Genomic DNA, 12,550 nt, shown 5'->3' on the forward strand with positions numbered 1-12,550 from the left:
AACTTGATTCGCTTAATAAATAAACGTATTCTTTCCGCCCAAAATTAATAATTCAGCGATTACATAAACTTAACACTGCGGCCTATGGTTATTCACAAGATGATAAGAAAAATAGCGATTGCTCTGGCTCTGTGTTTCCTGTTTATTCCTTTCTCGCGCTATATTTCTCCCACTACCCTGGTGGACGGACATAAAACCTATCTGGCCTATCTCCCGTTAAGTTTCATCACCGCAATGATTATTATTTATGGCCGGGCGGTGATTTTCCCTTTAGCCGTTGGAACGTTGATAATTTATTCATTGCTGCTTGATTTACCCTTTGTCCCGCTGGCCGCCTTTGTTTTTTGTCTGTTATTCCCGCTGTTGTTAACCAGCCTGATTAGCTGGCGTTATATCGGCTCGCGCTGGCGCTTTGGTTTGCCCAATAAGAACACCGGTGCGCGCTTTTTTTGGCTGGGGTTTATCGCACCTTTTACCATTAAACTGCTGATGTACATGATGGGGAGGGTGATAGCGTACCCGCCTGAACTTGCGCCTTTCTTCGGCAGTGGTTCGGCAATCTATATGATTGTCGACGTGCTCAACCTGGTGGTGGCGTCGCTTATCTTCACTCCGCTGTTCTATTTCCCGCTGCGCATGCTGCTTAACCCGCGTTTTGCGGTGGGGTTCTGGCGGCGCTGCGTCCGGCACTATCGGCAGGATAAGCACCGCCTCTTTACGCCATGCTGGCTGGCGGCATGGGTGATTTACCTGCTGATGATGTGTTCTCCGTGGCACAGCGAACTGATTTCCGGTTACCTGGTGCCGCTGGTCTTTGTGTTATTCACGCTCGGCATCCGCCGCCTTGGCTCGAGGCTGGTTTCCCTGCTGTGGGGGATTTCTGCCTGGGTGTTGCTGACCTACAACACCAGTTTTTTACAGGGCGTAAATACGCAATATGCTCTGTCGTTTATCCTTTCGGTATTTATCTCCTTTACCGTTTGTCTGCTCTATATGGCTATTTCGTATCATAAAAACGAGCTGATGAAGCGTATTTATCACCAGCAGGCGCTGACTGACCCTTTAACACAATTGCCTAACCTGCGAGCACTCGAACAGCATATCAGGCGTTATCCTTTAGGGGCATTATGCTGCCTGAGAATGGCCAATTTTGAATTTCTCAGCCGCCATTACGGCATGATGATGCGTATATCTTGCAAGAAAACCATCGCCAGAGAATTACAGCCGTGGCTGCTGGAAGGTGAGGAAATATTTCAGCTGCCGGGAAGCGAACTGCTGATTTTTTTGCGAGGCGATGGATCTGAAGCGCGTTTAACCTATTTTGTTGAGCAGCTAAATAATAAGAAAATCCAGTGGCATAACGCCGCGCTGGAAATTGAATATGGTGCCGCCTGGGGCGTTGTCGATACGCCAGCAGAGCTGCAACGCACGCTTGGGCAACTGAGTTATCTGGCAGAGAAGGCCAGCGGCGCACACCGCGTTTTGGGGCTGGACTCCAGGCAGGCGGCTGTTTCGGGGCAGACCACCGAGCGCGTGCTGCTGTTGCAGAAGGTAAAACGCGCGCTGGATGAAGAAGCATTTGAGCTTTACGCCCAGCCGATTGTTAACCATCAGGGGCAGGGCTATCACGAAATCCTCAGCCGCCTGATAGTGGACGGCCAGACCATCGGCCCGGATAAGTTTATCCCGATTATTGCCGAATTTAACCTCAGCACCCGCTTTGACCTGATGGTTCTTAAAAAGCTGCTGGCGTGGCTGGTAAAGCATCCCGGTGACTCACGGCAGCCGCGTTTTTCGGTCAATCTGATGCCCCTGACGCTGATGCAGAAGGATATTGCCCGGCAGGTTATGGCGCTGTTTAGCTCATTCAACGTACCGACCAGCGCGGTGGTGATTGAGGTTACGGAAGAGCAGGCATTTTCCCACTCCGAAACGTCAAACCATAATATTGCCCTGCTGCGCGAGAATGGCTTCAGGATTGCTATCGATGATTTCGGAACAGGCTACGCTAACTATGAGCGCCTTAAAAACCTGCAGGCCGATATCATCAAAATAGACGGTTGCTTTGTCCGCGATATCACCAGCGACGTTATGGATAAGCTGATTGTGAAATCCATCTGCGAGCTGGCGGCAGCCAAACCGCTGACCGTGGTGGCCGAGTATGTCGAAACGGAAGAGCAGCGAGAAATTCTGCTGCAGCTTGGTGTCCAGTTCCTGCAAGGTTATCTGGTGGGGCGGCCTGAACCGCTGCACCTGCTGGAAAGTCGATCGCTATCCTTTGCGCCGTAAAAAGGAATCACCGTGAGCACCTCGTTGATGAGCCACATTCACCAGCCGATGGAAAAGACATTGCGCATTACCCATGTCTGCTTTCTGTCGCTTTTCTTGCTGATTACTTTCCTGTTCTGGCAGCAGGGCGAGCTGTTTAATCACGGCTATCGCACCAGCCAGCTTAGCCACCTTGAAAGCGTGATAGCCCGGCTGGAAACCAAATCTCAGTATCAAATCGACAACCTGCGCTACCTACGGCGCATGTTTATTGAGACCCTGGACGAGCCTCTGTTCACGCCGCTGTCCCGGCTTTCTATGCTGGCTGGTGACAAAAAAGGGATGGCGCATCTTTGGATCCGCAACCTGCCTATTCCTGACAGCGTCGCTGAGCCGGAAAAAATGATCAAAAAGAACTGCTGACGCGCAGAGAGTACCAGGCGCTGCGTGAGATTCAGGATCTCTTCCCCCTGGCGGGCGGTGGGAACCATCTTTCTTCCAATATCTACTATATGTCCCGCTCCGGGGCGTTTATCGCTTCGCTCTCGCAGGAGGTGAATCAGCTGCTTATCGAGAGCGCTAACTCTCTGCACCAGTAGGGTCTTTTGTGCTGGTTTCGCCGCTGCTAAATCCCTTGCGCGGCTCATTCTGGACGAGGCAGAACATCCCCGGCACCAATCAAACGCTGATTAACGGCTCGCTGCCGGTGGATTTTGACAACCAGTGGATCGGGTTATTCGGCATCGCGGTAACCGCCGAAACGCTGCAAATGTTTCTCTCCAGCTCGCTGCCGGAAGGCACGCAAAGCGCCTATCTGTTATTTGACGAGCAGCTCAACCCGCTGACCCAGGCGGTTGGCTCGCAAAATGGCTACCGGCTCAGCGAACCTCAGCGCCAGGCCATTCTCGAAAGTTTGTCTCATGCCTCGCGGGGAACCCTGCGCTTTAGCCACGCCTATGTCACCTTCGGGAAAGTGATGGGCACCGGAGCCATCCTCGTCAGCATTCAGACTATCGGCCAGGGCCTGCATGAAGACTTTGGCCGTTTTAGCGTGCTGCTGGTGGTGATGTGGCTGATTGTCATGTTCATCTTGCTGGGGTCGCACCGCATGATTTGCCGCCTGGTTCGCAATATGGGCTCTTTGCAACAAGAGATGCACCGGCATGCGCTCCACGACCATTTAACCGAGGTGCTTAACCGCCGCGGGTTCTTTGAAACGACCGCCAGGATTAGCCCGCACTACGTTGACTACTCGCTCATTCAGTAGGATCTCGATTACTTTAAGAGGGTTAATGACCGCTTTGGTCATCAGGTAGGTGACCAAGTGCTAAGCCACGCCTCGCGCTGTATTCAGCAGGCGATCCGCAGCCAGGATATTGTTGGGCGCATCGGCGGAGAGGAGTTCTGTATCTATCTGCCCAATACCGACCTGCACGCGGCGGTTGCCGTGGCGCAGCGGGTGCGCAAAATGCTGGTCAATAGCCGCTGAAGCTTGCCGATGGCGAGAGTCTGCTGGTGAGCGCTTCACTGGGTGTTGCTTCCACGAAGAGGAGCCGGAGGGCACGCTGGAGCAGATACAGAGCCTGGCGGACATCCGGCTATATTACGCCAAGCAGCAGGGGAGAAACCGGGTATGCTGGCGTGAAGAAGGCGAATTGCAGGCATAAAAAAGCCGGGGAGATGCCCCGGCTTCTTCATCAAGCTAAATCAGATAACCAGCGCCGCGATGGAAGCGGAGAGGATACTGACCAGAGTGGAGCCGTAGACCAGCTTCAGGCCGAAGCGGGAAACCACGTTACCCTGTTCTTCGTTCAGGCCTTTAATCGCGCCGGCGATAATCCCGATAGAAGAGAAGTTAGCGAAGGAGACCAGGAACACGGACAGGATGCCTTCCGCACGCGGAGACAGGCTGCTGGCAATCTTCTGCAGGTCCATCATGGCAACGAATTCGTTGGAAACCAGTTTGGTCGCCATGATACTGCCCACCTGTAATGCTTCGCCGGACGGTACGCCCATCACCCATGCAACCGGGTAGAAGATGTAGCCCAGAATGCCCTGGAAGGAGATACCCAGCACGGCGGCGAACAGCGCGTTCAGGCCGGAGATCAGGGCGATGAAGCCAATCAGCATCGCGGCAACGATAATCGCAACTTTGAAACCTGCCAGAATGTACTCGCCGAGCATTTCGAAGAAGCTTTGTCCTTCGTGCAGGTTAGACATCTGCAGGTCTTCTTCTTTCTCGTCCACGCGGTACGGGTTGATAAGCGACAGCACGATAAAGGTACTGAACATGTTCAGCACCAGCGCGGCAACCACGTATTTTGGCTGCAACATGGTCATGTAGGCACCCACAATCGACATCGACACGGTAGACATAGCGGTTGCCGCCATGGTGTACATGCGGTTGCGCGACATCTTGCCGAGAATATCCTTATAGGCAATAAAGTTTTCTGACTGTCCCAGAATCAGCGAGCTTACGGCGTTAAAGGATTCCAGCTTACCCATACCGTTGACTTTAGAAAGCACGGTACCGATAGCGCGGATAACAATCGGCAGAATGCGAATGTGCTGCAAAATACCGATCAGCGCAGAAATAAACACGATAGGACACAGCACTTTCAGGAAGAAGAATGCCAGACCTTCGTCGTTCATTTTGCCGAACACAAAGTTTGTCCCTTCGTTGGCGAAGCCAAGCAACTTCTCGAACATCTCGGAGAAGCCTCTTACAAAGCCCAGGCCGACATCAGAGGTCAGGAAGAACCAGGCCAGTAAAACTTCGATAACCAACAGTTGAATGACAAAGCGAATACGAATTTGCTTGCGGTTAGGGCTAACCAGCAGAGCCAGCAGCGCGACCACAGCAAGCGCTAAAACAAAGTGCAAAACGCGGGACATATTTGCTCCAAATATGAGGCAGGTTTAATTTCGTTGCACATTCTATGTAACAAGCAATAAGAAAACGAGATCAATTCCACACTATAGTGATGAGCTGTGACGGAACGCAAAAATAGTGATCCACCATACATTTCTGCTATGTTAAGTAAAGAAGCTAAAAGTTACGTTAGGACTTGCGGTAAACAGTTTACATGTTGTTCAAATGTTAATCCGTTAACCGGCATCCAGAATCGCCATCTCACGCCTCCTGCTCATCGTTTTCAGCTATCAGAGAAATCAATTTCCCGGCACTAAATGAACTTGATAATCATTCTCACTTTGATAGCATAAAACATAGCAAAGGCTATATCTCAGAGGCAGAAGATGACAAACAGTCGCATTGACAGCAGCACCGGGCGAACCGCGCGCAAACTACGCCTGGCGTTAATGGGGCCTGCGTTTATCGCCGCTATCGGCTACATCGACCCCGGTAATTTCGCGACCAATATTCAGGCCGGGGCCAGCTACGGCTACCAGCTGCTGTGGGTGGTGGTTTGGGCTAACTTGATGGCCGCCATGATTCAGGTACTTTCGGCCAAGCTTGGGATAGCCACTGGCAAAAACCTTGCCGAGCAAATTCGTGACCATTACCCGCGCCCGCTGGTTTGGATCTACTGGGTGCAGGCAGAGATTATTGCCATGGCGACGGATCTGGCTGAGTTTATCGGCGCGGCCATCGGCTTTAAGCTTATTCTCGGCGTCTCGCTGTTACAGGGCGCGGTGCTGACCGGAATTGCCACTTTCCTGATCCTGATGCTGCAAAGCCGGGGGCAAAAGCCGCTGGAAAAAGTCATCGGCGGGCTGCTGCTGTTCGTTGCTGCGGCATATATTGTCGAGCTTATCTTCTCTCAGCCAAAATTTGCCGAGTTAGGGAAGGGGATGCTAATCCCGAGTCTGCCAACCTCGGAGGCGGTATTCCTTGCCGCTGGCGTACTGGGTGCAACCATTATGCCGCACGTTATTTACCTGCACTCTTCGCTGACCCAGCATCTGCATGCCGGTAACCGGGCGGAGCGTTATTCCGCGACAAAATGGGACGTGGGCATCGCGATGACTATCGCGGGCTTTGTGAACCTGGCGATGATGGCGACCGCGGCGGCGGCATTCCACTTTACCGGGCATACCGGCATTGCCGAACTGGAAGATGCGTACAAAACGCTGGAACCGCTGCTGAGCCACGGCGCGGCGACCATTTTTGGTCTTAGCCTGGTGGCGGCCGGCCTCTCTTCAACGGTTGTCGGCACGCTGGCCGGGCAGGTGGTGATGCAGGGCTTCGTACGCTTCTACATTCCGCTTTGGGTGCGCCGGGCTATTACCATGGCGCCGTCTTTTGTCGTGATTCTGATGGGATTAGATCCCACCAGAATTCTGGTGATGAGCCAGGTGTTGCTGAGCTTTGGTATCGCGCTGGCGCTGGTGCCGCTGCTTATCTTTACCAGCGATAAAAAACTGATGGGCGACCTGGTTAACGTCCGCTGGGTGAAGCTGGTGGGCTGGGCGATTGTGGCCCTGGTGGTGACGCTCAACCTGTGGCTTATTTTCGGTACGCTGTTTGGCAACTAAGTTTGCCGGGTAAAGTAAAAAGGACCGGTTAAACCGGCCCTTTATCTCTCTTAGTGATGATGCCCGTGACCCCGGCCACGCCCACGATGGTCATCGCGGTCATTCCAGCCTTCGCGGTAGCCGCGCTCGTAGCTGCTTGGGCCCCGTTTCCAGTTGCGATCCCAGCCACGGTGGTGGTGCCAGCCGCGATCGCGCCATTCATAGTTACGGTGCCAGTAGTCCCTGTCGCGCCATTTGCCGCCGTCCCAGTAATTACCGCGATAATCCCTATCGCCAATCTGCAATTTTACCGATGGCAGCAAGGTAATTTCCCCCGCATTGGCAACCAGCGGTGCCGCTACCAGTAAGGCAATGGCAAGCATCAGTGACCTGAACATACTTTCTCTCCTTGGTTCCCGTAGCCGCACCGGCGGCCTGTTAACACAATATTACAAACCGGCTAGCGGGACGATGAACTACACAACTCCTAAATCAGCGGCGGCAGCACTTTTTGTTAAAGATAATTGTCTTCTCTGGGCAGAAGGGTAAGCGGTTACACCAGAATGGCTTCGATGGCCTCACGCTCCTGCTGGCTAAACTGGCGTCGGGCGAGCATGCTGACGGCATCCTCAATCTGGCTGATTTTACTGGCGCCAATTAACACCGAAGTGACTTTATCATCTCGCAGCACCCAGGCCAGCGCCATCTGGGAAAGCTTCTGCCCGCGCCCGAGCGCAATGTCGTTAAGCCTGCGTACTTTATCGAGCTTTTCGGGAGTGATTTGCTCCGGATTGAGGAAGCGGCTGCCGCTGGCAGCGCGCGAGTCCGCCGGAATGCCTGCCAGATAACGGTCGGTCAATTGGCCGCCCGCGAGGGGTGAAAACGCAATACTGCCGACGCCTTTAGCCTGGAGTAGATCCAGCAGGCCGCCTTCAACCCAGCGTTCAAACATTGAATAGCGCGGCTGATGGATTAGGCACGGTGTGCCAAGCTGGTTGAGGATCTCAATTGCCTTTTCCGCCAGCTCCGCCGGGTAATTCGAGAGCCCGACGTACAGCGCCTTGCCCTGGCGTACGACATGGTCGAGGGCGCGCATCGTCTCCTCGAGCGGCGTTTCCGGGTCCGGGCGGTGGTGATAGAAAATATCCACGTATTCCAGGTCCATCCGGCGCAGGCTTTGGTCCAGACTGGCGAGTAGATATTTACGCGAACCCCAGTCGCCGTAAGGCCCGTCCCACATGGTGTAGCCCGCTTTGGTAGAGATAATCAGCTCGTCGCGCAGGGCGGGGAAATCTTCCCGCAGGATGCGGCCAAAATTGGCCTCAGCCGACCCCGGCGGCGGCCCGTAATTATTGGCGAGATCGAAATGGGTGATCCCTGAATCAAAAGCCTTTCTCAGCAGCTGGCGGCTGGTTTCCAGCAGCGTTTCGTCGCCAAAATTGTGCCAGAGGCCAAGTGAGATAGCGGGCAATTTCAGGCCGCTGCGGCCGCAGCGACGGTACTCCATAGAAGCGTAGCGGTCGGGATTGGGCTGCCAGGTCATTATCGTTATCCTTATCGGGAACAGAGGATTTAGTGTATACGTTTTCACAAGGGCGGTGGCTATCAGAATCACGCTCATTCCTCTGTAAACGTCGGTTTCCACCTGCTAAATAGGATATATTCTCGACACCGATCCCGATTCTCCAATACTCACAGCAAGCACCCATAGAAGGAAAACCCTATGCGCTACTGTGTGGCAGACTATCTGGTCGACCGGCTAAATGAATGTGGGATCCGCCATCTTTTTGGCGTGCCGGGGGACTACAACCTGGTTTTTCTCGACCATGTTATTGCCCACCCTGAACTCGCCTGGGTGGGCTGTGCCAACGAGCTTAATGCGGCCTACGCCGCCGATGGTTACGCCCGCTGCAAAGGTGCGGCGGCGTTGTTAACTACTTTTGGCGTGGGTGAGTTAAGCGCGCTTAACGGCGTGGCCGGTAGCTACGCCGAACACCTCCCGGTTATTCACATCGTGGGCGCGCCAAATAGCCATGCCCAGCAGCGCGGCGAATTGCTGCACCACACGCTGGGCGACGGCGACTTCCGGCATTTTCTGCGTATTGCCGAAGAGGTTTCTGTCGCGCAGGCCACGCTTACCCCCGCCAACGCCTGTACTGAAATAGACCGCGTTATCCTGGAAGCGTTAAAACAGCAGCGCCCCGGCTACCTGCTGCTGCCGAGCGACGTGGCAGAAGCCCCTGCAACCAGGCCGGCAAAACGGCTGGATGTTGTCGCTGCCGCTGCTGAGCCCGCCACGCTGGAAGCGTTCCGCCACTGCGCCCAGGCAAAAATTGCCGAAAGCCGCAGCGCTTCTCTGCTGGCGGACTTCCTTGCCTTGCGTTATGGGCTGCAGGAGGTGCTCCAGCAATGGATGGACGGCACGCCAATGCCTCACGCCTCATTGCTGATGGGCAAAGGCCTGTTTGATGAGAGTAAACCGGGCTTTCTCGGCACCTACAGCGGGGCCGCCAGCGAGCCGCAGGTACGGCAAGGCATTGAAAGCGCCGGGGTGGTCATTTGCGTGGGCGTAAGATTTACCGACACCATAACCGCAGGCTTCAGCCAGAAGCTAAGCCAGCAGCAGACGATAGACGTTCAGCCCAATGCGGTTCGCGTGGGTGAGCGCTGGTTTAGCGGCATCTCTATGGCGCAGGCGGTAGACGTTCTGCATCAGCTCTGCAAACGGCAGGCCTCCGCGTGGCCAGCGGCGACGCAAAGGCCATCGGAGCTACAGCCCGGCAATGGCGACAAGCTCGACCAGCATGCGCTCTGGCACACTCTGCAAAATGCGCTTCAGCCAGGAGATATCGTGCTGGCTGACCAGGGGACGGCTGCTTTCGGTGCCGCGGCGCTGACGCTTCCTGCTGGAGTCACTTTTATTGCTCAGCCGCTTTGGGGATCTATCGGCTATACGCTGCCCGCCGCATTTGGGGCGCAAACCGCTCACCCGAACAGGCGCGTATTGCTGCTAATTGGCGACGGCTCCGCGCAGCTCACTATTCAGGAGCTGGGAAGCATGCTGCGGGACGGGCAGAAACCTGTCGTGCTGCTGTTGAACAACGACGGTTATACGGTTGAACGCGCCATTCACGGCCCTGAACAGCGCTACAACGATATAGCCGCCTGGGACTGGACGCGGCTGCCGCAGGCGCTGAGCGTGGACGGGCAAGCGGAGTGCTGGCGAGTGACAGAAACGGCGCAGCTTGCGGCGGTGATGGAAAAACTGGCCAGCCCGGAAAGGCTGGCGCTGATAGAGATTATGCTGCCGAAGCAGGACATTCCAGAGCTGCTGCGGGCGGTAACCAGCTCGCTCGGCAAGCGCAACTCGGAAATGGAACACTAGCGGTTCGGTCGTCCGGCCATCATCAGGGGTTTACCCGCCAGCAGCAGCCAGGCGGGTAACATCACGATGCACAACAGCGGCAGCAGTTTGACGTCGGGTACGACGGCCATCGCCATAAACAGGCTGAGCCAGCCGTCACGCGTGACAACCAGCACCAGGCCCAGCACCGCGCAGGAAAGCGTAATGGCCGCCGGAACAGCGTCTACGTGCTGGTGCAGCATCATGCCCAGCGCCACGCCGACAAACACCGCCGGGAAAATACGCCCGCCCCTGAACCCGCTGGCGGCGGCAATAACCAGAGCCGCCAGTTTCACCACCGCAAACAGCAGCAGCGAAGAGACTGAAAAGTCGGAAATCGCCAGCTGGCGCATTTCATCCAGCCCTTTAAACATCGTAATCTCCCCGCCGATAACTCCCAGCAGGCCAAGCATAAAGCCGCCAATGCCAAGGATAAGCACCGGGTGTTTTAGCTGATGCATCAGGCGGTGCAGGCGCGGCAGGCACCAGACGCCAACCATGCCCATCGCAACGGCGATGGCCGTGACCACCGCGCCGCTAAAGATGTCTTCAATATGCATTTCCGGGTAGCTGGCAACCGGCAGCGCGAAGTGCGGGTGGTAAAAGATGCTGGTAGTTAGCGCTCCGGCGGAGGCGGCCATCAGCGGGGCAAACAGCCTGTCCCACAGCGGGACTTCGTTATTGCCACCGAGCGTTTGAGAAAAGATAAGCGCGGCGGCAACCGGGGTTCCAAATAGCGCGCCGATGGTGCCTGCCGCAGCAAGGATAGTCCAGTCCAGCGGGCTAACCTTCGGCAGCACACGAGCGCCAAGGGCTACCGCGAGCGCAATATTCACCGCCATAATCGGGTGCTCCGGGCCAAGGCTAACGCCCCCGGCCAGCCCAATCACCAGCGCCAGAATCAGCCCGGGGACGGCCATCGCCGGAACCGGAGCCCCAATCAGCGGCTCGGTTGCCGGGTCGGGGCCGCCGTGCCCCGGCAAAAAACGCAGCACCAGCCCAACGGCTATGCCGGTTAATGTCAGGATCGTGATTATCCAGAACGGCGAATGCGGACTGTAACCCTGCCCGGCGGGCAGCGTGACCCACAAAAAGCCCTGGAGCGCAGCGGCAACCTTCATCACGACTATCAACACCAGGCTGGAAAAGACGCCGATAATCAGAGCCGGAATGGAAAGAACCAGCATGGTTCTGGCTCGCGGATGGAGCATAGTCAGTCCTTAAAATAGGGGGGCCGAACGGCTCCGAGCCCGAAAGCCAGAAGCCGCATTGCAAACAGGGCTGAAACGGTAAAGCCAGAATGTGACCTGGTTCAACAATCAAGCCGCAGCAGGATGATGGTCGTTGTTGTTTCGGCTGGCTACTTTTACAGTGTTGCCAGAACTTATTCTGACTTTAGCGGAGCTCTTTGAGAATGACAAAATATGCTTTGGTGGGAGATGTCGGCGGCACCAATGCACGTCTGGCTCTATGCGATTTGAGTAATGGTGATATTTCACAAGCGAAGACTTACTCCGGGCTGGACTTTCCGAGCCTCGAAGCAGTTATCCAGCATTATCTCAAAGAGCATGACATCAGCGTGCAGTCCGGCTGCGTGGCTATCGCCTGCCCGGTAACCGGTGACTGGGTGGCAATGACCAACCACACATGGGCGTTTTCCACGTCCGAAATGAAGAAAAATCTTGGCTTCAGCCATCTGGAAATTATTAACGACTTTACCGCTGTTTCAATGGCCATTCCGATGATGAAACCGGAACACCTGATCCAGTTTGGCGGAGACAAGCCGGTCGAGGGTAAACCGGTCGTGGTTTACGGGGCCGGAACCGGGCTGGGCGTGTCGCATCTGGTGCATGTCGATAAGCGCTGGATAAGCCTGCCGGGCGAGGGTGGCCACTCGGACTTTGCGCCGAACAGCGAAGAAGAGGGGATTATTCTTCACCAGCTGCGCCAGGAGATAGGCCACGTCTCTAACGAGCGTATACTCTCAGGCCCGGGCCTGGTGAATTTGTACCGCGCTATCGTTAAAGCCGACGGCCGCGAGCCGGAAAACTACCAGCCGAAGGATATTACCGAGCGTGCGGTAGATGACAGCTGCACCGACTGCCGCCGCGCATTGTCTCTGTTCTGCGTTATTCTGGGGCGCTTTGGCGGTAACCTGGCGCTGAATATGAGCACCTTTGGCGGGGTTTATATTGCGGGCGGGATTGTGCCTCGTTTCCTCGAATTCTTTAAAGCTTCCGGCTTCCGCGGCGGTTTTGAAGACAAAGGCCGCTTTAAAGAGTACGTGAAAGACATCCCTGTTTACCTGATTGTTCACGACCAGCCGGGGCTGGTGGGCGCCGGGGCGCATCTTCGCCAGACGCTGGGGCAGGTTCTGTAATATTGCGCGGGCGTAGCTACTGC

11 protein-coding genes are annotated in these 12,550 nt (G+C 55.5%); 7 read left to right on the forward strand and 4 right to left on the reverse strand.

Annotated elements, in window-relative coordinates; genetic code table 11:
* Window positions 1-84: 84 nt before the first annotated feature.
* The 4 genes from FOC35_RS14880 (at window position 85) to FOC35_RS22775 (ending at window position 3,757) form a co-directional block, all read left to right on the forward strand.
* On the forward strand, window positions 85-2,289 hold the full coding sequence (locus FOC35_RS14880) for an EAL domain-containing protein (RefSeq protein ID WP_172569322.1): 2,205 nt from the start codon (window positions 85-87) through the stop codon (window positions 2,287-2,289).
* A gap of 12 nt (window positions 2,290-2,301) precedes the next feature.
* On the forward strand, window positions 2,302-2,691 hold the full coding sequence (locus FOC35_RS22765; protein ID WP_254065290.1) for a hypothetical protein: 390 nt from the start codon (window positions 2,302-2,304) through the stop codon (window positions 2,689-2,691).
* A gap of 184 nt (window positions 2,692-2,875) precedes the next feature.
* Window positions 2,876-3,535: a hypothetical protein gene (locus FOC35_RS22770; protein WP_254065291.1), complete on the forward strand. Its 660-nt coding sequence runs from the start codon at window positions 2,876-2,878 to the stop codon at window positions 3,533-3,535.
* A 57-nt stretch (window positions 3,536-3,592) separates the two neighbouring features.
* Window positions 3,593-3,757 (forward strand): diguanylate cyclase, encoded by a 165-nt coding sequence (locus tag FOC35_RS22775; RefSeq protein ID WP_254065292.1) that lies wholly within the window; start codon window positions 3,593-3,595, stop codon window positions 3,755-3,757.
* A 218-nt stretch (window positions 3,758-3,975) separates the two neighbouring features.
* On the opposite strand, the gene FOC35_RS14890 is transcribed toward FOC35_RS22775, so the two are convergent.
* Complete coding sequence (locus FOC35_RS14890; RefSeq protein WP_016537550.1) at window positions 3,976-5,163, reverse strand: NupC/NupG family nucleoside CNT transporter; 1,188 nt, start codon at window positions 5,161-5,163, stop codon at window positions 3,976-3,978.
* A 345-nt stretch (window positions 5,164-5,508) separates the two neighbouring features.
* Between FOC35_RS14890 and FOC35_RS14895 the strand changes: the two genes are divergently transcribed.
* A complete protein-coding gene (locus FOC35_RS14895; RefSeq protein ID WP_255315103.1) occupies window positions 5,509-6,765 on the forward strand; it encodes an Nramp family divalent metal transporter in 1,257 nt (418 codons plus the stop codon).
* A gap of 50 nt (window positions 6,766-6,815) precedes the next feature.
* Here the strand turns inward: FOC35_RS14895 and FOC35_RS14900 are convergent, their stop codons facing one another.
* Both FOC35_RS14900 and mgrA read right to left on the reverse strand, forming a co-directional pair.
* Window positions 6,816-7,142 carry a DUF2502 domain-containing protein gene (locus tag FOC35_RS14900; protein ID WP_016537547.1) on the reverse strand — a complete coding sequence of 109 codons (327 nt, stop codon included), beginning with the start codon at window positions 7,140-7,142 and terminating at the stop codon, window positions 6,816-6,818.
* A 155-nt stretch (window positions 7,143-7,297) separates the two neighbouring features.
* Window positions 7,298-8,287, reverse strand: coding sequence for an L-glyceraldehyde 3-phosphate reductase (gene mgrA, locus FOC35_RS14905; RefSeq protein ID WP_172569323.1), 990 nt, complete (start codon window positions 8,285-8,287; stop codon window positions 7,298-7,300).
* A gap of 180 nt (window positions 8,288-8,467) precedes the next feature.
* On the opposite strand from mgrA, the gene FOC35_RS14910 reads away from it, so the two are divergent.
* Complete coding sequence (locus FOC35_RS14910) at window positions 8,468-10,129, forward strand: alpha-keto acid decarboxylase family protein (protein ID WP_172569324.1); 1,662 nt, start codon at window positions 8,468-8,470, stop codon at window positions 10,127-10,129.
* On the opposite strand, the gene FOC35_RS14915 is transcribed toward FOC35_RS14910, so the two are convergent.
* Window positions 10,126-11,358 carry an ion channel protein gene (locus tag FOC35_RS14915; RefSeq protein ID WP_172569325.1) on the reverse strand — a complete coding sequence of 411 codons (1,233 nt, stop codon included), beginning with the start codon at window positions 11,356-11,358 and terminating at the stop codon, window positions 10,126-10,128. The genes FOC35_RS14910 and FOC35_RS14915 overlap by 4 nt on opposite strands.
* Before the next feature lie 203 nt (window positions 11,359-11,561).
* Here FOC35_RS14915 and glk point away from each other — a divergent pair, with 203 nt between their 5' ends.
* The gene (gene glk / locus FOC35_RS14920) at window positions 11,562-12,527 is read left to right on the forward strand and encodes a glucokinase (protein WP_016537543.1); all 966 of its coding nucleotides are present in this window, start codon (window positions 11,562-11,564) and stop codon (window positions 12,525-12,527) included.
* The last annotated feature ends 23 nt before the right edge of the window (window positions 12,528-12,550 follow it).

The sequence above is a fragment of the Cedecea sp. FDAARGOS_727 genome, from assembly GCF_012273235.1.
Lineage (GTDB): Bacteria > Pseudomonadota > Gammaproteobacteria > Enterobacterales > Enterobacteriaceae > Cedecea > Cedecea davisae.